Consider the following 17,613-nt stretch of genomic DNA (forward strand, 5'->3'; position numbering starts at 1 on the left):
CCACGATTCGTCCGGCCCATGCCCCCGCGGCACGGGCCGGACGTCGTTTCCTCAAGCCGCCACGGCAGAAACCTCAACCCGCCCCGTCAGCAGGTCGTCCACAAGTCCCTGCTTAAGATGACGGAGCTTGGCGAGTTCCCTCTCTTCAATAGACACTTGCCGCTCCAAGGACACCAACTCCGCAAGAGCCTCCTCCTGCGTTTTTCGACTAACCAAAGGGAATGGGACGGATTCAAGCGCAACCCGGGAAATCGTATAGAGACCCGAACTGGTTGCAGCGACCCTGCGCCAATACGCTCGCACAGGTTCCGAGTTTAGCCAGAAATCAGAAAATCGAGAAAGATGCCTTTCGGAACGCAAACGGAATAGGTGATTCTGATGAAAATATCCAGCAGCCTCCTCCGAAACCAAGGCACACCTTCCAATTTCGTGGGGGTTCGCATGCCCCTCCACCACGAGCAGATCACCCACCCGCAAAGCGTATCTCGCGCTATCGCCAGGGAATTCTTCTACGTGTGCCACGTCCGACAGGTCGAGACGTCCGCGCTGAACATTCGCCACACGAAGATACGCCCGGGTCTCATTTTGCGGTCTCCTGTCGGGTCCAATCGTGATCCCAGCACCGAAGTCAAAATTATCCACGACTCGCCCCATAGGGCCCGAAAGAAGGGTCGCCGCAACGCGATTGGCAAGCCCTTCACGAACGCTGACCAGCTTGGTGATCGATTCCTCGATTCCACGCTCTAGCTCAGCGGCACCGTCGATCGCGTCAACGATCCGCCGCTGTTCCGCCAAGTCGACCGGGTGCGCCACAAGTTGTTCACCGAACTTGTCCTGCGGCAGATGGGCAATGCTTGTCTGACTGACACCATTGACGAAGAGGTCAAACCGAGCAGCGTACGCCATGTAGTGGAGCATGTACCGTGGCTCAATCGCCCCGCGAGAGCGCAGCCGGTGTAGCGACATTTGAAAATAACATTCCTCCCGCTGGCCTTCCCAAATCGCCGTCCTCCCCACCTCTCCGCCTTCGGTTACGAGTAGGTCCCCTGGCACGAGCCTGAATCGTTCGCGCTCAGCAGCATTGAAACTCATTCGATTGAGTTTCTTGAAGTGGATTCGATTCCACTGAACATCCTTGTTAGTGATGTATTCTCGCTGCTCAGGTCCTGCCGATGCTTCCTTGTTCAGCTTTTTGCCGATTTGCATATCAAAAAGATCGCCGACCCTGCTCAACGTCCACCCAGGAGCCAGCTCACGCATATCCGAACTCCTTCAGAAAACTGTCCAGCTTCCCCTCCGCAGCTTCCCGCGCCGCCCGAATCTTCCTCAACGACACCACGTACTTCTGCTCCCACGCCTCATAAGAAGCCGCCAGCTCCCGCTGCCATCGCACCACATGCCCGTCCAGCTTCGCCGCCAGGTCGTCCCGCAGCAGGTCCAGCACCACCCGGCGCTCCCCCTCCGCATCCAGCTCCGCCCGCGCCTGGAACAACCGCGGCGGCTCCTCTCCCAGCGTCGGCGGGTCGCTCGGGTACGGATACCGGTGGAAGTCCGCCTCAAGGCGTTTGATGTCCGCGCCCGCCTTCGTACGCGCCTTCTTCACCCGCGCTAGTTCAACCGTGAGCCGGTCCAACTCCTCCACGCTCAGGGCAACTGTCTCCGAGCCGACCTCACCGTCGGCCGGGTCGCCGTCGGCCTCCGATTCCTCCCCGCCCCCCGAAAGCCGCGCGCTCAGCTCCTTGAACCGCGCGTCCGCCTCCGCCTTACGCGCGTCCGCCTCCGCCAGCTCCTCCAAGAACCGCGGAGCGATCGCGGCGACCACCTTGTGGTCGTACGCCTGACGCCGCTCAGCGGCCGTACGTGTCCGCAGCTTCTTCGTCCGTGCGTCCTGTTCGGGCGAGAGCATCGTGTCGACGTTCTCGACCCACCCGTCGACGACACCCCCGAACCCGTTTTCCGACAGCGCGAGCAGGTCGTATTTCGCGTCCCACCACCATCCCGCGACCGCGCCGGACAACGCATACCGATCCAGCAACCCGACCCCGCTCAGCCGTTCCACGAACGCCCCCATCAACTGCCCACGCACCGCCATCAAAGCTGCCTTGCGCTCGGAGGACGTAGACGCAGCAAGGGCTTCAGGTGTAGCCGCCACCGCCTCCAAACAACGGGCGGCCTCCTCCTCCCACCACTTGCAGAACTCCGCCCGCAGCGCCTCCTCACGAGGCCGGGCCAGCTCGCCCAGTTCGGGACGGCCGCCCGCCGCCTCGTCACGGAAGTCGACGTACGCCGGGTCTGCCGGCTCTCGCTCCACGAACAGGTCGGTCACCCCGATCCCGTACGAGTCGAGCAGCGGCTTCTTCGCCTCGATCTCCGCGCGCGGCACCCCGCCCACCAGGTGGGCCCGCACATCCTGCGGCTCGGGCGGCGGCGTGTTGTCGACGTATCGGCGGATGTTGAGGTTGTCGTCGTTGGCGGCGAGTTCCTCGCGGGTCACGATCCGCGAGAAGCCGGGTACCTCCTCGTACGCGTGGAACGTCGAGACGATCTTCTCGGCGTGCTCGGGGAGCAGGATGTTCTGCGCCCGCTCCGCGTGGAACTCGCGGTCGGCGTTGATGAACAACACCTTCCCCTCCCGCGCCCGGTCCTTCCGGCCCGGCGGGCGGAGCACCAGAATGCAGGCCGGGATGCCGGTCCCGTAGAAGAGGTTCGGCGCGAGGCCGATGACCGCCTCGATGGCGTCCTTCTCCAGCAGCTCCCTACGGATGGCCTGTTCGCCGCCACCCCGGAACAGCACCCCGTGCGGCATGACCGTGATCACCATGCCGCCGCGAGCGCCCTCCCGCTTGGCCTCCCACAGCATGTGCTGGAGGAACATCAGGTCGGCCTTGCCGCGCTCACTCGTCGCCCCGTACTTGGCACGCTCCGCCGGGTGTGCCAGGTCCGCGAGGGTGTAGTCGAGGGAGAACGGGGGATTGCTGAGCACCCCGTCGAACCGGTCCTCGTCCGAGCGCGGGACGTGCGCCGGCTGCGAGAGCGTGTCCCCGGTGGCCAGGTCGAAGCGGCGCACCCCGTGCAGGACCATGTTCATCGTCGACATGATCCAGGAGCCGGAGTTGGCGTCCTGACCGGCGAAGAACATCGACGACGTGTCGCCGCCGTGCTCCTCCACGTACTCCGCCGCGTGGATCAGCATGCCGCCCGAGCCGACGCACGGGTCGTAGATCCTCATGTTCTCGGTGGGAGCGAGGAGTTCGACCATCATGCGGACCACGGCGCGCGGGGTGTAGAACTCGCCGCCCTTGCGTCCGGCCGAGTCCGCGAACTCCTTGATCAGGTACTCGTATGCGGCACCGATCAGGTCAGGGAACTCGAAGTCCTCCGTGCGCAGCCGGATCCGCCCGAAGTGCGCGATGAGGAGTTTCAGGCGCTGGTCGGCGAGCTTGGCCGCGCCGGACGCGGCACCCGACCCGCCGATGCGGTTGAAGTCCAGGTGGTCGAAGAGGCCCTTGAGCTTGCTGTTCTGCCCCTCAAGCGCTTGGAGCGCGGGGCGCAGAGTCATCTCGTTGATGTTGTGGGTGGCGGCGGAGACCTTGGCCCAGCGAGCGTCCTCCGGCACGTACAGCACATCGCGCTTGCGGTACGGACCCGGCTGCTCCAGGTAGCCGGGAAGGTCCTCGTCGGCGAGCTTCAGCTCCTCTACGGCGTACTGCCTGAGCCTGTCCCTGGCCGCCTCGAACTCGTCGTTGGCCCGCTTCAGGAAGAGCAGCCCGAAGATGTAGTCCTTGTACTCGGAGGCGTCCATCGAGCCACGCAGAATGTCCGCGGCGGCCCACAGATGCCGTTCCAGCTGGGCGAGCGTCAGCTTGGCCACGTACGACTCCCTACGACCCGACCTGTGATGACGGAGAGACCCTATGACCCCGCTCAGGTCATACCGAAATCAACGCATGATCATGGCCGAGAAAGGTCAGTAGCTGTCGATGTGCAGCGCCTTCTCCACGAACTCGTGTACGTCCGTGTATGGGTCCCTGTCCCACTTGCCCACATGGGCCGGATGCTGGCCGTTCATCCGCTCGGCGTTCTTCCGAGCCGTCTTGTAGCTCCCCAGGATCTGGTGCGGCAGGACGACCTTGGGAGTCTTGGCATCCTGGGAGCCCCGCGGGAACGGGAGCCGCCCGGCCGCCCCGTCACACACCCCGGCGAACGAACCGCTGACCGGCTTGTAGTGGGCGAGGCGCCACACCTCGAAGCACGGATGCGAGAAGGCGACCCCGATGCCCGCCGCCTCCGCCTGGTCCAGTGCGTCACGGACGTACTTGTAGTTGTCATGGTCGAAGAGGCACCAGACCTGAGGCAGGTACTTGGCCTCCAGCTTGGCCCGCTTCGCCTTGCGGTCCTCTTCGCGCTTCAGCCTGATCGCCTGCTCGACGAGGTCGAGCGGCTTGCGCCCGCTGTCGGCCCTGCGGTTGGCGATGTGCATCTCCACCGGGACCTCGTCGGCGAGGGGGACACCCTGGTCCTTGAGGATGTCGAGATACGAGGGCTCGGTCACCTTGCCCTCGGTGAAGATGAAGACCTGGCGCTTGCGCTGTCCGCCCCGTCGGGCCGGACGCTCCCACGAGTCCTTGCCCTTTTGCGCCCGCCCCATCAGTCGCGCCCCGCCCCGTCCGCTCGCTCGCCTGTCTCGTCGTACGTGCCGGCCTCGCGCGCCACCAGCAGCCGCCGCGCGATCTGCCCCTCCAGAAGTGCCGGGACCCCGCCGAAGGCCCCCGCGAGATAGGACTGCGTGAGGTCCTCGTCCTCGCCCGGCTCCGCATCGGTGAGCGGATACAGCGCGGTCGCCCCGCCCTTGTCCTTCTCCGTCAGCCACACCTGCGCCGGGTCGAGGAGGCGCTCGCCGCTCGGGGTGGTGAGCACCGTCGCGTCGTGCGACGTGAAGACCAGCTGGGCGCCCTTGGGGTTCGCGTACGGGTCGTGGAAGAGCCGGACGACCTCGGCCGCGAAACGGGAGTGCAGGCTGGCGTCGAGTTCGTCGACGAGGAGGACCCCGCCCTCGTCGAGGGCGAGAAGCAGAGGGCCGAGGAGGGCGAACCAGGACCGGGTGCCGTAGGACTCCTCCTGCCAGTCGAAGGAGACGTCCCCGGCAGCCGAGTGGTGCGTCAGCCTGACCGTGTCCTGGCCCGGACGCTCCTGGACGACCGCCGCTCCGGTGATGCCGAGGTCGGCGACCCTCAGCAGCTCCTGGATCCTGGCGGCCCTCGGACCGGACAGTTCCTTCGTGGTGTACCGCGCGCGCTCGTCCCGCTCGACCTCCGGGCTGATCATCCAGAAGTTGCGGCGGAACCAGTGGAACAGTGGCGAGAGCTGCGGGTGGTTGTCCGTACCGGCCGTGGAGAGCAGCAGTGCGTTCGGCCGCGTACGCCGTACGAGCTGGGACCGGTCCTTGACGCGTCCGCCGGGCCACTTGAAGACATCCGACCGAGAGGCATCGCGGTCGAGCCATTCCTGACGGTGACCACGCGGGTAGCTGTGCAGCCATTCGGACTCGACACGGGTGGCTCCGAGCTCGAAGCCGTACGTCCAGCGGACCCCGTCGATGACGACATCGACCTCGAAGAAGGAGGGTTCGCTCTCGCTCTTGGGATCCAGGGAGAAGACCCGCCGCGGAATACCGTCGTAAGAGGCCCAACGCGCATAGGAGTTGAGGACCGCGTTGCGCATGTCCGTCATCGCGGTCAGCACGTTCGACTTACCGGAGGCGTTGGCCCCGAAGATGCCGATCAGCGGAAGGACGGAGACGGATCCACCGCCCGCTAGATCTACCAAATTCGCAGATCCGCCCTGTTCGTCGCCAGGCGCGACGAAGGACAGCTCCTGCTCGTCTCGCAGGGACCGTACGTTCGCGACGCGGAACCGCAGCAGCACACTGTCCTCCTCTCCGGGCCCAGAGTAATGGCCGCGTCTGACAACGGCCCGGCCGGGACGCCTGCGGCCTCACGGAACATATCCCGTGGAGGTCGTCGCGCCCCAGCCGATCGGGTGATCAGTCCGAGCTCAGATGCGTCGGCGCGAACATCCGCAGCACCGCCGGGAGCAGCACCACCGAGGGGCCGGGCGAGCCGAGTGCCTTCGCGAGGTCCTGCTCCAGGGTCTGAGGGGTCGTCCGGACCCCGGGGACGCCGAAGGACTCCGCCAGGGCCACGTAGTCGGGCCGGGTCAGCTCCGTCGCGGTCGCCTCGCCGAACGCGTCGCTCATGTACTCGCGCAGGATGCCGTAGCCGCCGTCGTCGACGATCAGCCAGGTGACGTCGAGGTCGTACTGGCGGGCCGTGGCCAGCTCGGCGATCGAGTACAGGGCGCCGCCGTCGCCGGAGACCGCGAGGACCGGCCGGGTCGGGTCGGCCGCCGCGGCGCCGAGTGCCGCCGGGAAGCCGTAGCCGAGGCCACCCGCGCCCTGGGCGGAGTGCATGTGGTTGGGGCCCTTGGCGTCGAAGGCGGACCAGGCCCAGTACGCGAGGATCGTCATGTCCCAGAAGGACGGGGAGTCGGCGGGGAGCGCCCTGCGGACGGACGCCAGCACGTCCTGCTCCAGAGTGAGTTCCTGGGAGGCGATGCGCTCGGCGACCTTTCCCAGCACCTCGCGTACGCGCTGCGGAGCGTCCGGGTCCGTTCGCTCCGACACCGTCTCCAGCAGCGCCTGCAGCGCGAGGCGGGCGTCCGCGTGGATGCCCAGGGCCGGGTGGTTGGACTCCAGCTTGCCGAGGTCGGCCTCGATCTGGATCACTCGGCCGCGCGGCTTGAACGTGTGGTAGTTCGAGGAGAGTTCCCCGAGTCCCGAACCGACCACCAGCAGGACGTCGGCGTCCTGAAGGAAGTCCGTGGTGTGCCGGTCCTCGATCCAGGACTGGAGCGACAACGGGTGCTTCCAGGGGAAGGCGCCCTTGCCGCCGGGGGTCGTCACGACCGGTGCCTGGAGCAGCTCCGCCAGCTGCTTCAGCTTGCCGCTCGCGTCCGCCCGTACGACTCCCCCGCCCGCGATGATCGCGGGGCGCTCGGCACGCGACAGCAGGTGGGCTGCCACGGCGGTCAGTTCGGGGCGCGGCGGCAGCTCCTCGGGGAAGGCGTCGCCGCCCGTCACCACCGGGATCGCCGTGGGCGCGAGCAGCACGTCCTGCGGGATCTCCACCCACACCGGGCCGTGCGGGGCCGACAGCGCCGACTTCCAGGCCGCCTCGATGGCGGACGGGATCTGCGACTGGGTGCGGACACCGTGGACCGACTTGACGACGCCCCGGAACGAGGCGGCCTGGTCGGGCAGTTCGTGCAGATAGCCGTGCCGGCCGCCGCCCAGGCCGGCGCTGGGGATCTGGCTGCTGATGGCCAGTACGGGCGCGGAGGCGGCGGCCGCCTCCTGGAGCGCGGCGAGGGAGGTCAGGGCGCCCGGCCCCGTCGACAGCAGCAGGGGCGCGGCCTCGCCGGTGATCCGGCCGTAGGCGTCGGCGGCGAACCCGGCGTTGTTCTCCACCCGCAGGCCGATGTAGCGGAGGTCCGAGCGGCGCAGGGCGTCGAACATGCCGAGCGCGTGCTGGCCGGGCAGCCCGAAGACGGTCGTCGCGCCGAGCCCGGCCAGCGTCTCCACGACCAGGTCCCCGCCGTTGCGGCCGGGTGGAGGGTTGAGGGCGGCCTCCGTCTGGGCGGGCGTCGGGCGGAGCACCAGGTCGTGGTCGTGAGTCACTTGGCTTCCGAGTCCTTCCGGGCCGCGGCGATCTGGCGGGACATGATCGTGGTCAGTTCGTACGCCGTGTGGGACGCGGCGACCGACGTGATCTCGGCGTGATCGTACGCGGGGGCCACCTCGACGACGTCCGCGGAGACCAGGTTGCAGGACGACAGCCCGCGCAGGATCTCCAGCAGTTCGCGCGAGGTCATACCGCCGGCCTCGGGCGTGCCGGTGCCGGGCGCGTGGGCCGGGTCGAGGCAGTCGATGTCGATGGAGATGTACAGCGGCCGGTCGCCGATGCGCTGGCGGAGCTGGTCGGCGACCTCGTCGGCGCCGCGCCGGTAGACGTCGGCCGAGGTGACGATGCCGAAGCCCATCTTCTCGTCGTCGGTCAGGTCCTGCTTGCCGTAGAGCGGGCCGCGGGTGCCGACGTGGGACAGGGCGGAGGTGTCGAGGATGCCCTCCTCGACCGCGCGCCGGAAGGGGGTGCCGTGGGTGTACTCGGCGCCGAAGTAGGTGTCCCAGGTGTCGAGGTGGGCGTCGAAGTGCAGCAGGGCGACCGGGCCGTGCTTCTTCGCCACCGAGCGCAGCAGGGGAAGCGCGATGGTGTGGTCGCCGCCGAGGGTCATCATGCGGGCGCCGGTGCCGAGGAGGTCGTCGGCGGCGGCCTCGACGGTCTCGACGGCCTCGTTGATGTTGAACGGGTTGACGGCGATGTCGCCGCCGTCCGCGACCTGCGCCAGGGCGAAGGGGGAGGCGTCCTGGGCGGGGTTGTACGGGCGCAGCAGCCGGGACGCCTCGCGGATCGCGTTGCCGCCGAAGCGGGCGCCCGGCCGGTACGAGACACCCGAGTCGAACGGCACGCCCACCACGGCGACATCGGCCCGTCCGCCGACCTCGTCCAGCCGGGGCAGCCGGGCGAAGGTCGCGGGGCCCGCGTACCGCGGCACACGGGAGGAGTCGACGGGCCCGCGGGGAGTCTCGTTGCTGCTCATGAAGAAATGCTCTCTTTCCTACGCTTCATCGCGTATGTACTGCTTGCCTTATGACCTTACCGGGGGGTCGCGGCCGGTTCGGACGCGAGTTCGGACTCGGCTTCGGGTGCCCGTCCCGCGAGGCGCTCGCGCCAGGCGGCGAGGACAGCGTCGTCGGTGGCCGGGGTGGCGAAGGAGACGGCCAGATAGGCGGCGAGGGAGGCGAGCAGGCCGTAGTAGACGGGCTCGTTGGCGAGGATGCCGTACGTCGCCATCAGGGCGACGACCGCGAGTCCGCCGACCACGACCGAGGCGAGGGCGCCGTGGACCGTGCCCCGCTTCCAGAGCAGGCCGCCGAGGATCGGTACGAGCAGACCGCCGACGAGGAGGTTGTAGGCGACGGTCAGCGCCTCCACCACGTTGTCGATGGCGATGGCCGTGCAGATGACCGCGAGCCCCATGATCAGGATGAAGGCCCGGTTGCCCTTCACCTCGTCGTGCTCCTCCGCGTTCCCGGCGCTTTCGGCCGGTGCCTTGACGATGCCCCGCAGCCGGGACCAGATGTCGTTGTTGGCGACGGTGGCGCAGGCGATCAGCGCGCCGGAGGACGTCGACATCACGGCGGCCAGGGCGGCGGCCAGCACCAGCCCGCGCACTCCGACGGGCAGTTCCTCCTTCACGATGGTCGCGAAGGCGTCGTCCGGGCTGCCGAGCTTCGGGTACAGCACCTTGGCGGCGGTGCCGATGACGGCGCCGGCGAGGGCGTACGCGAGGCAGTAGGTGCCGGCGACGGTGCCGCCCCACCTGGCGGTCGTGTCGCTGCGGGCGGTGAAGACGCGCTGCCAGATGTCCTGCCCGATGAGCATGCCGAAGGTGTAGATCAGCACGTAGGTGAAGATCGTCTCGCCGCCGATGCCGAGCGGGTCGAAGTACTCGGTGGGCAGCTGGGCCTTCATCTCGCTGAACCCGCCGGCCTTCACCACGGCGATGGGCAGCAGCAGGAGCAGCACGCCGATGGTCTTCACGACGAACTGCACCATGTCCGTCAGGGTGATCGACCACATCCCGCCGAGGGTGGAGTACGCGACGACGATCGAGCCGCCGAGGACGATCGCGAGCGTGCGGTTCATGTCGAACAGGACGTCGAAGATCGTGGCGTAGGCGATGGTCGAGGTCACCGCGAGCATGAGGGTGTACGCCCACATGACGACACCGGAGATCACCCCGGCCCGGCCGCCGTAGCGCAGGTCGAGCATCTCGGAGACGGTGTAGACCTTCAGCCGGGCGATGCGGGCGGAGAAGAAGACGGACAGGGCGAGCAGGCCGAGGCCGATGGTGAAGACCATCCAGGCGCCGGAGAGGCCGTACTGGTAGCCGAGCCCCACACCGCCGATGGTGGAGGCGCCGCCGAGGACGATCGCCGCCATGGTGCCGGAGTACATGGCCGGGCCGAGCCGGCGGCCCGCCACCAGGAACTCGCTCTTGGAGCGGGCGCGGCGCATGCCCCACCAGCCCATGGCCAGCATTCCGGCCAGGTAGACGACGATCACGAGGTAGTCGACGGCCATGGGGCCTCCTTCGCGCACGCACAGGGCGCAGGGCTCGGTCGCGGGGGACGAGGTTGACGAGCACTGACACTAGGTGGCCGGAAAGCGACTGCGAAGTGTACGTTTCATCCATTCGAGCAGCCTCGGCTGGAGGGAACGCACATCATGCCGGACCCGGCGGTCCCCCCGACACCTCCCGTTCTCCTCACGTCCCTCCTGGCCAGGGAGGACCTCTCCCTGCGCCGGATCGCCGGTCCGGAGGACCCCGGCACCGTCGTCCACTGGGTGCACACCTCCGAGATGGCGGACCCGTATCCGTATCTGCTGGGCGGGGAGCTGCTGCTCACGGCGGGCGTGCACATCCCGGAGGCGGCGGGGTCGGGTACCTACTTCGACGACTACGTCTCGCGGATCGTGGCGGCGGGCGGCGCGGCTCTCGGCTTCGGGGTGGCGCCGGTGCACGACACGGTGCCGAGGGCGCTGGTCGCGGCCTGCGAGACACACGGCCTGCCGCTGCTGGAGGTGCCGCCGCAGACCACCTTCTCGGGCGTGGCCCGCGCGGTCTGGCAGCTGATGGCCCAGTCCCGCCTCGCCGAACTCCGCCGTGTCACCGAGGCCCAGCAGAGCCTCGCCTCCGCCGCCTCCCGCCCCGACCCGGTCCCCTCGGTCCTCCGCCAGCTCGCCCAGCGGCTGGGCGGATGGGCGGTGCTGTACGGGCCGGAGGGGGCGGAGATCGCGGGGGCGGGGCGCAGGCCCGGGGAGGAGGTGCGGGCGGCGCTGACGCGGCTGGCGAGAGTGGTACGGCCGGACGGCCCGGCACCGCCGACCGGTGCGACACCACCGACCGGCTCCACCCCGCGCCCGGGCACGACCGGGACACGACCGGCCGAGCCAGGAGCCGCAGGACCACCAGACGGTCCGGCGCCGTCGACCGGTGCGACACCACCGACCGGCTCCACCCCGCGCCCGGGCACGACCGGAACACGGCCGACCGAGCCAGGAGCCGCAGGACGACCGGACCGTCCGGCACCACCGACCGGCTCCACCCCGCGCGCGGGCGCGGCACGGTCGGGTGAGAGCGGGGCGGCACGCTCCGCCGCGCCCCTCCGGCCGGACGCCGGCGTCGCCCCGGCATCGCAGAGCGACCCCGGCCGCCCTGCCCCCACCTCCGCCACCGACACCGCCGCCGGCACCCACCTCGCCGCCTACGCCCTCGGGGCCGGGCACGGATTCGTACTCGGGGTCGCCAGTCCGCAGCGGGCGCCCGGTGATCACACCGTCGTCTCCGTCGCGGCCGTGCTGCTGTCCCTGCTCACCGGCGAGCAGCAGAGCGGCACCGGTGCCGCTCGATCGTCCGCCCTGGTGCGGCTGCTGCTGGGCGCCGCGCCCGAGGAGGTCGCGTCGCTGCTCGGGGGTGAGCGGTGGGTGGTCGTGCGGGCCCGGCCGGACGGTACGGGCCCCGCGGACCCCGTCGCGGCCTCCGCGCTGGGCGCCGCGCTCGGTTCCGCTCTGGTCGACCCGGCGGGCGATGTCGTACGGGTCCTGGTCCCGGCCGACCGGGTACCGGCCCCGCTGCCCGGCTGGACCCTGGGCGTCAGCGCCGCCGTCGCCCCGCACGACTGGCCCGCCGCCGACACCCAGGCGGCCCGCGCCCTGGCCCGGGCCCGCGCCACCCGGACCCCGCTGCTGCGGCACGCCCCGCGCCCCGCCCTCGCCGACCTGGTCCCGCCCGGCGAGGCGGCGGCCCACGCCCGTACCCTCCTGGCCCCCGTCACGGCGCACCCCGCGCTCACCGAGACCCTGCGCACCTGGCTTTCCCTGCACGGCAGTTGGGACCGCACGGCCGTCGCCCTGTCCGTGCACCGCAACACCGTGCGGCAGCGCATCAGCCGGTGCGCGACGCTGCTGGAGACGGACCTCGAGGACCCGGACGTACGGATGGAACTCTGGTTCGCGCTACGGCAGATCTGAGCATGTGAGCGGGGCCCTTCTGAGTACGTGACGCACGTCCCAGCGTTCGATACGCCAGGGACGCCCACAGGCGGCTGGTTCACAATGGTTGTCATGCCGATACCCGGGACACCCAGCCGCGCCGAACTCGTCGACCACCTCGTCAGGACGCGCATCGCGGGCGACGTCGCCACCCCCCGCGAGAACAACCTCTCCCACTACCGCAAGCTGGCGAACAACGACCGCCACTACTGGTTCGGCCTGGAACTCGGCACCCGCTGGACCGACGAGCAGGACGTCCTCGCGGTGATGGCGGAACGGGTGGGCGTGAACGACGATCCCGAGCACCGGTACGGCCAGGACACCATCGACCCGGAGCTGACCGTCGCCGGGCTCGAGCGCATGGCGGGGCGGCTGCGCAAGGCGGCGGACGGGCAGCAGCGGGTGCTGTTCGCCACCGGCCACCCCGGCGGCCTGCTGGACGTGCACAGCTCGACCGCGGCGGCGCTGCGCGCGGCGGGCTGCGAGATCGTCGTCATCCCGGAGGGCCTGACGACGGAGGAGGGCTACGTCATGCAGTTCGCGAGCGTGGCGGTGCTGGAGCACGGCGCCACCCTCTGGCACACCCACTCGGGCGAGCCGATGAAGGCGATCCTGACGGCCATGGAGCGCGAGGGCCGCCCGCTGCCCGACCTGGTCGTCGCCGACCACGGCTGGGCGGGATACGCGGGACAGCACGGCGTCGACTCCGTCGGCTACGCCGACTGCAACGACCCGGCCCTCTTCATCGCCGAGGCCGAGGGCACCGTCCAGGTGACGGTGCCCCTCGACGACCACGTGGTCAGCCCGCGCCACTACGACCCGATGACGGCGTACCTGCTGGCGGAGGCCGGCCTCAGCTGAGGCCTCCTACGCGGTGTCGCGCGGGACGCGGACCACACCCTCCTGGATCACGGAGATGGCGAGGCGCCCGTCCTGGGTGTAGATGCGGGCCTGTCCCAGTCCCCGGCCGCCGTACGCGGACGGGGACTCCTGGTCGTAGAGCAGCCACTCGTCGGCGCGGAACGGCCGGTGGAACCACATGGCGTGGTCCAGTGAGGCCCCGACCACGTCACCGACGGCCCAGCCGCCGCGCCCGTGCGCGAGCAGCACGGAGTCGAGCAGCGTCATGTCGGAGACGTAGGTGGCGAGGACGATGTGCAGCAGCGGTTCGTCGACCGCCCCGCCCAGTTTGCCGTTGGTCCGGAACCACACCTGCGAGTGCGGCTCGCGCGGCTCGCCGAACTTCCCGTAGGGCGGTTCCTCGACGTATCGCAGGTCGACGGCCGCCCGTGCCTCCGCGAACTTCTCCACCACGGCCGGGTCGATATGGCCGTACCCGCGCAGCCGTTCCTCGCCGGTGGGCAGCGTGGCAGGGTCGGGCGCGGCCGGCATCGGCTCCTGATGGTCCAGCCCGTCCTCGTACGTCTGGAACGACGCCGAGAGATGGAAGATCGGCTTGCCGTGCTGGACGGCTACCACGCGGCGGGTGGTGAAGGAGCGGCCGTCGCGGATCCGGTCGACGGTGTAGACGATGGGCGCGCCGGGGTCCCCGGGGCGCAGGAAGTACGCGTGCAGGGAGTGCGCGGGCCGGTCCTCGGGGACCGTACGCCCGGCGGCGACGAGCGCCTGCGCGGCCACCTGCCCGCCGAAGACCCGGGGGACGACGGCGGACCGGGACCGGCCGCGGAAGATGTCCTCCTCGATCTGCTCGAGGTCGAGCAGATCGAGGAGGTCCTGAAGTGCCTTACTCATGACAACTGTTGTACCGGCCAGTCACTACGGTCGGTTTACAGGCCCATGTCCTTCGCGATGATCGACTTCATGATCTCGCTGGTGCCGCCGTAGATGCGGTTGACGCGGTTGTCCGCGTACAGGCGGGCGATCGGGTACTCGTTCATGAAGCCGTAGCCGCCGTGCAGCTGGAGGCAGCGGTCGATGACGCGGTGGGCGACCTCGGTGCAGAACAGCTTGGCGGAGGCGGCCTCGGCGGGGGTGAGCTCACCGGCGTCCAGGGCTTCGGTGGCGCGGTCGGCGACGGCCTCGGCGGCGTCCACCTCGGCCTGGCAGGCGGCCAGCTCGAACTTGGTGTTCTGGAAGGACGCGACGGTCTTGCCGAAGACGGTGCGGTCCTGGACGTACTGCTTGGCGAACCGCACGGCGGCCTTGGCCTGGGCGTAGGCGCCGAAGGCGATGCCCCAGCGCTCGGAGGCCAGGTTGTGGCCGAGGTAGTAGAAGCCCTTGTTCTCCTCGCCGAGCAGGTCCTCGACGGGGACCTTGACGTCGACGAACGCCAGCTCGGCGGTGTCGGAGGTCTTCAGGCCGAGCTTGTCGAGCTTGCGGCCGACGGAGTAGCCCTCGGCCTTGGTGTCCACGACGAAGAGGGAGATGCCGTGGCGGCGGTCCTCGGCGGTGGGCGCGGAGGTGCGGGCGCAGACGATCATGCGGTCGGCGTGCACGCCGCCGGTGATGAAGGTCTTGGAGCCGTTGAGGACGTAGTGCGTGCCGTCCTCGGAGAGCTTGGCGGTGGTCTTCATGCCCGCGAGGTCGGAGCCGGTGCCCGGCTCGGTCATCGCGATGGCCCACATCTCCTCGCCGGAGACGAACTTCGGCAGGAAGCGCTTCTTCTGCTCGTCGGTGGCGAGCAGCTTGATGTACGGCAGGCCCAGCAGGACGTGGACGCCGGAGCCGCCGAACTGGACACCGGCGCGAGCGGTCTCCTCGTACATCACGGCCTCGAACTTGTAGCTCTCCAGGCCCGCGCCGCCGAACTCCTCCGGCACGTTGATGCCGAAGACGCCGAGCTCGCCGAGCTTGTAGTAGAAGTCGCGCGGCGCCTGGCCGGCAGCGAACCACTCGTCGTACACCGGTACGACCTCGGCCTCGATGAAGGCGCGGATGGTCTCCCGGAACGCCTCGTGATCCTCGTTGAACACCGTACGGCGCACGCCGCCACCTCCACGGACCTCGGTATGTCTAAGCGCTTGCTCATATCAAGATACCGGCGAGTATCAAGCAGCGTCCAGGGTGATGGTGGTAACGCTCGTCACGCCACCGGGGGCTCGGGCCCGTCACTCGCCCGCCGCCGCGAAAGCCCCCCGCGCCATCCGGTGCAGCAGCTCCGCCACGGCACCCCGCCCGGCCAGCGCCCCGGCCCTGCCCAGATGCGGCGTCGAGTTCAGCAGGCCGAACACCGAATGCACGGCCGACCGCGCGGCGGGCTCCGCCAGCCCCGGATAGACCTCGCGCACCACCCCCACCCACAGCTCCACATACTGCCGCTGCAGCTGCCGCACCATCTTCCGGTCGGTGTCCCGGAGGCGGTCCAGCTCCCGGTCGTGCAGGGTGATCAGGGGACGGTCGTCGAGCGCGAAGTCGATATGCCCCTCGATCAGCGAGTCGAGGACCGCCTCCGCCCCGACCTCCCCGTCCGCCTCCGCCAGCCTCCGCTTCGCCCCGGTCAGCAACTGCCCGCTGATCCCGACCAGCAGCTCCGCGAGCATCGCGTCCTTGCCCGCGAAGTGCCGGTAGAGACCGGGCCCGCTGATCCCCACCGCGGCGCCTATCTCGTCGACTCCGACCCCGTGGAAGCCCCGCTCGGCGAAGAGCCGGGCGGCCTCCTTGAGGATCTGCTCGCGGCGGGTGGGTGCGTCGGTCCTGGTTGCCATGAAAACAATTCTAGACAGGGAGGTTAGCGGTCGTTAACCTGAAGGAAATGCGTTAACGCTCATTAACAAGGTGAGGGGACCCGCAGGATGTACGAGGCACCGGAGCTCACGACCGCGGCGGACCCCGCGTCGGAGCCCTTTCGGGCCAACGAGGAGGCGCACCGCACCCTCGCCGACGAGCTGCGCGCCAAGCTGGCCACAGCGGCCCAGGGCGGCGGCGAGCGGGCCCGCGCCCGCCACACCGCGCGCGGCAAGCTGCTCCCCCGCGACCGCGTCGACACCCTCCTCGATGCGGGCTCGCCCTTCCTGGAGCTGGCCCCGCTCGCGGCCGACGGGATGTACGAGGACCAGGCCCCGGCCGCCGGTGTCATCGCCGGTATCGGCAGGGTCAGCGGCCGCGAGACCGTGATCATCGCCAACGACGCCACCGTCAAGGGCGGCACGTACTACCCGATGACGGTCAAGAAGCACCTCCGCGCCCAGGAGGTCGCCCTCGACAACCGCCTCCCCTGTGTCTATCTGGTGGACTCCGGCGGCGCCTTCCTCCCCATGCAGGACGAGGTCTTCCCGGACCGGGACCACTTCGGCCGGATCTTCTACAACCAGGCCCGCATGTCCGGCGCCGGCATCCCCCAGATCGCCGCCGTACTCGGCTCCTGTACGGCGGGTGGGGCGTACGTCCCGGCGATGAGCGACGAGGCGGTGATCGTCCGCGAGCAGGGCACGATCTTCCTCGGCGGCCCGCCCCTGGTGAAGGCGGCCACCGGCGAGGTCGTCACGGCGGAGGAGCTGGGCGGCGGCGAGGTCCACTCCCGTGTCTCGGGCGTCACCGACCACCTCGCGGAGAACGACGCGCACGCCCTGCGCATCGTCCGCACCATCGTCTCCACCCTCCCCGCCCGCGGGGCCCTCCCCTGGGAGGTCACGGAGGCGACGGAACCCAAGGTCGACCCGCAGAGCCTCTACGGCGCGGTCCCGGTCGACTCCCGCACGCCCTACGACGTACGCGAGATCATCGCCCGGGTCGTCGACGGCTCCCGCTTCGCCGAGTTCAAGTCCGAGTTCGGCCAGACCCTGGTCACCGGCTTCGCCCGGATCCACGGCCACCCGGTGGGCATCGTCGCCAACAACGGCATCCTGTTCTCCGAGTCCGCCCAGAAGGGCGCCCACTTCATCGAGCTGTGCGACCAGCGCGGCATCCCCCTCGTCTTCCTCCAGAACATCTCCGGCTTCATGGTCGGCAAGGACTACGAGGCGGGCGGCATCGCCAAGCACGGCGCCAAGATGGTCACGGCCGTGGCCTGCACGCGCGTCCCGAAGCTGACGGTCGTGGTCGGCGGCTCCTACGGCGCGGGCAACTACTCCATGTGCGGCAGGGCGTACTCCCCCCGCTTCCTGTGGATGTGGCCCAACGCCAAGATCTCCGTCATGGGCGGCGAGCAGGCCGCCTCGGTCCTCGCGACCGTCAAGCGCGACCAGCTGGAGGCGCGCGGCGAGTCCTGGCCGGCGGCGGACGAGGACGCCTTCAAGGCCCCGATCCGCGCCCAGTACGAGCGGCAGGGCAGCGCCTACTACGCGACGGCGCGCCTCTGGGACGACGGCGTGATCGACCCGCTGGACACCCGTCAGGTCCTGGGCCTGGCCCTGACCGCGTGCGCCAACGCGCCCCTGGGTGACCCCCAGTTCGGCGTCTTCCGGATGTGAGGGGACGGACG

13 protein-coding genes are annotated in these 17,613 nt (G+C 69.6%); 3 read left to right on the forward strand and 10 right to left on the reverse strand.

The window, feature by feature from the left end; all coding sequences use genetic code 11:
• Positions 1 to 51: 51 nt before the first annotated feature.
• The 7 genes from ACFZBT_RS02420 to ACFZBT_RS02450 form a co-directional block, all read right to left on the reverse strand.
• The gene (locus ACFZBT_RS02420) at positions 52 to 1,260 is read right to left on the reverse strand and encodes a restriction endonuclease subunit S (protein WP_391097702.1); all 1,209 of its coding nucleotides are present in this window, start codon (positions 1,258 to 1,260) and stop codon (positions 52 to 54) included.
• Positions 1,253 to 3,871: an N-6 DNA methylase gene (locus ACFZBT_RS02425; protein ID WP_391097703.1), complete on the reverse strand. Its 2,619-nt coding sequence runs from the start codon at positions 3,869 to 3,871 to the stop codon at positions 1,253 to 1,255. Before ACFZBT_RS02425 ends, ACFZBT_RS02420 begins: the two co-directional genes overlap by 8 nt.
• Before the next feature lie 96 nt (positions 3,872 to 3,967).
• The gene (locus ACFZBT_RS02430; protein WP_391097704.1) at positions 3,968 to 4,648 is read right to left on the reverse strand and encodes an RloB domain-containing protein; all 681 of its coding nucleotides are present in this window, start codon (positions 4,646 to 4,648) and stop codon (positions 3,968 to 3,970) included.
• Positions 4,648 to 5,925, reverse strand: a complete 1,278-nt coding sequence (locus ACFZBT_RS02435) for an AAA family ATPase (protein WP_391097705.1) — start codon at positions 5,923 to 5,925, stop codon at positions 4,648 to 4,650. Before ACFZBT_RS02435 ends, ACFZBT_RS02430 begins: the two co-directional genes overlap by 1 nt.
• Positions 5,926 to 6,043: 118 nt before the next feature.
• The gene (locus ACFZBT_RS02440) at positions 6,044 to 7,735 is read right to left on the reverse strand and encodes a thiamine pyrophosphate-dependent enzyme (protein WP_391097706.1); all 1,692 of its coding nucleotides are present in this window, start codon (positions 7,733 to 7,735) and stop codon (positions 6,044 to 6,046) included.
• Positions 7,732 to 8,715 carry an agmatinase gene (gene speB / locus ACFZBT_RS02445; RefSeq protein WP_215121222.1) on the reverse strand — a complete coding sequence of 328 codons (984 nt, stop codon included), beginning with the start codon at positions 8,713 to 8,715 and terminating at the stop codon, positions 7,732 to 7,734. Before speB ends, ACFZBT_RS02440 begins: the two co-directional genes overlap by 4 nt.
• A gap of 56 nt (positions 8,716 to 8,771) precedes the next feature.
• Entirely contained in the window at positions 8,772 to 10,262 is a 1,491-nt protein-coding gene (locus ACFZBT_RS02450; protein WP_391097707.1) for a sodium:solute symporter, read from the reverse strand.
• A 144-nt stretch (positions 10,263 to 10,406) separates the two neighbouring features.
• Between ACFZBT_RS02450 and ACFZBT_RS02455 the strand changes: the two genes are divergently transcribed.
• Together ACFZBT_RS02455 and ACFZBT_RS02460 are read left to right on the forward strand one after the other, a co-directional pair.
• On the forward strand, positions 10,407 to 12,212 hold the full coding sequence (locus tag ACFZBT_RS02455) for a PucR family transcriptional regulator ligand-binding domain-containing protein (protein WP_391097708.1): 1,806 nt from the start codon (positions 10,407 to 10,409) through the stop codon (positions 12,210 to 12,212).
• A gap of 93 nt (positions 12,213 to 12,305) precedes the next feature.
• The gene (locus tag ACFZBT_RS02460) at positions 12,306 to 13,094 is read left to right on the forward strand and encodes a phosphatase (RefSeq protein WP_391097709.1); all 789 of its coding nucleotides are present in this window, start codon (positions 12,306 to 12,308) and stop codon (positions 13,092 to 13,094) included.
• 6 nt (positions 13,095 to 13,100) lie between these two features.
• Here the strand turns inward: ACFZBT_RS02460 and ACFZBT_RS02465 are convergent, their stop codons facing one another.
• The 3 genes from ACFZBT_RS02465 to ACFZBT_RS02475 form a co-directional block, all read right to left on the reverse strand.
• Complete coding sequence (locus ACFZBT_RS02465; protein ID WP_191845908.1) at positions 13,101 to 13,985, reverse strand: acyl-CoA thioesterase II; 885 nt, start codon at positions 13,983 to 13,985, stop codon at positions 13,101 to 13,103.
• A 35-nt stretch (positions 13,986 to 14,020) separates the two neighbouring features.
• On the reverse strand, positions 14,021 to 15,178 hold the full coding sequence (locus ACFZBT_RS02470; RefSeq protein WP_391097710.1) for an acyl-CoA dehydrogenase family protein: 1,158 nt from the start codon (positions 15,176 to 15,178) through the stop codon (positions 14,021 to 14,023).
• A 123-nt stretch (positions 15,179 to 15,301) separates the two neighbouring features.
• Entirely contained in the window at positions 15,302 to 15,898 is a 597-nt protein-coding gene (locus tag ACFZBT_RS02475) for a TetR family transcriptional regulator (RefSeq protein ID WP_391097711.1), read from the reverse strand.
• 87 nt (positions 15,899 to 15,985) lie between these two features.
• Between ACFZBT_RS02475 and ACFZBT_RS02480 the strand changes: the two genes are divergently transcribed.
• Positions 15,986 to 17,602 carry a carboxyl transferase domain-containing protein gene (locus ACFZBT_RS02480; protein WP_391097712.1) on the forward strand — a complete coding sequence of 539 codons (1,617 nt, stop codon included), beginning with the start codon at positions 15,986 to 15,988 and terminating at the stop codon, positions 17,600 to 17,602.
• The last annotated feature ends 11 nt before the right edge of the window (positions 17,603 to 17,613 follow it).

The organism is Streptomyces sp. NPDC008137 (assembly GCF_042957035.1).
GTDB lineage: Bacteria > Actinomycetota > Actinomycetes > Streptomycetales > Streptomycetaceae > Streptomyces.

What these genes read in the sequence shown, in the direction of transcription:
- ACFZBT_RS02455 (WP_391097708.1), top strand. Translation starts at nt 10,407, where the DNA reads ATGCCGGACCCGGCGGTCCCCCCGACACCTCCCGTTCTCCTCACGTCC.
- ACFZBT_RS02430 (WP_391097704.1), bottom strand. Translation starts at nt 4,648, where the DNA reads ATGGGGCGGGCGCAAAAGGGCAAGGACTCGTGGGAGCGTCCGGCCCGA.
- ACFZBT_RS02450 (WP_391097707.1), bottom strand. Translation starts at nt 10,262, where the DNA reads ATGGCCGTCGACTACCTCGTGATCGTCGTCTACCTGGCCGGAATGCTG.
- ACFZBT_RS02480 (WP_391097712.1), top strand. Translation starts at nt 15,986, where the DNA reads ATGTACGAGGCACCGGAGCTCACGACCGCGGCGGACCCCGCGTCGGAG.
- ACFZBT_RS02460 (WP_391097709.1), top strand. Translation starts at nt 12,306, where the DNA reads ATGCCGATACCCGGGACACCCAGCCGCGCCGAACTCGTCGACCACCTC.
- ACFZBT_RS02475 (WP_391097711.1), bottom strand. Translation starts at nt 15,898, where the DNA reads ATGGCAACCAGGACCGACGCACCCACCCGCCGCGAGCAGATCCTCAAG.
- ACFZBT_RS02465 (WP_191845908.1), bottom strand. Translation starts at nt 13,985, where the DNA reads ATGAGTAAGGCACTTCAGGACCTCCTCGATCTGCTCGACCTCGAGCAG.
- speB (WP_215121222.1), bottom strand. Translation starts at nt 8,715, where the DNA reads ATGAGCAGCAACGAGACTCCCCGCGGGCCCGTCGACTCCTCCCGTGTG.
- ACFZBT_RS02420 (WP_391097702.1), bottom strand. Translation starts at nt 1,260, where the DNA reads ATGCGTGAGCTGGCTCCTGGGTGGACGTTGAGCAGGGTCGGCGATCTT.